The sequence below is a fragment of the Vibrio sp. 1078-1 genome (genome assembly GCF_033340475.1).
Genome location: NZ_JAWOWM010000881.1, coordinates 1 through 522, shown reverse-complemented (window position 1 = coordinate 522; position 522 = coordinate 1). Strand labels below are relative to the sequence as shown.

Genomic DNA, 522 nt, shown 5'->3' with positions numbered 1-522 from the left:
CAGTGCTTTACGTTGTACCGAACATGAACCCAGATGGTGGTATTCGTGGTCACCTACGCACGAATGCGGTTGGTGTAAACCTAAACCGTGAATGGCAAACGCCTTCAATGGAGAAAAGCCCAGAGGTGTTCCTTGTTCGTGAACGCATGCTCGAAACGGGCGTGGATATGTTCTTAGATGTTCATGGTGATGAAGCGATCCCATACAACTTTGTTGCAGGCTCTGAAGGCATCCCATCGTACGATGAAAACTTAGCGGCGCTGGAAGATGCATTCAAACAAGCACTGTTGACAATTACGCCAGAGTTCCAAGATGAAATTGGCTACGACAAAGACGAACCAGGCAAGGCAAACCTGACGGTTGGTTCAAATTGGGTTGCCGAGCAATTTAAGTGCTTATCGTACACAATTGAGATGCCATTCAAAGACAATAACAACCCCCCCGATCCGTTGTACGGTTGGTCTCCTGAGCGCAGCGTGATGTTTGGGCAAGATGTGCTTGCAGCAACACTTGCGGTGACTG

At 48.7% G+C, this 522-nt stretch carries 1 protein-coding gene; it reads left to right on the top strand.

What is annotated here, in order from left to right; genetic code table 11:
- Positions 1-522 (top strand): carboxypeptidase family protein (locus tag R7190_RS30615; protein ID WP_318138308.1); only part of this gene is annotated, 522 nt, incomplete at both ends.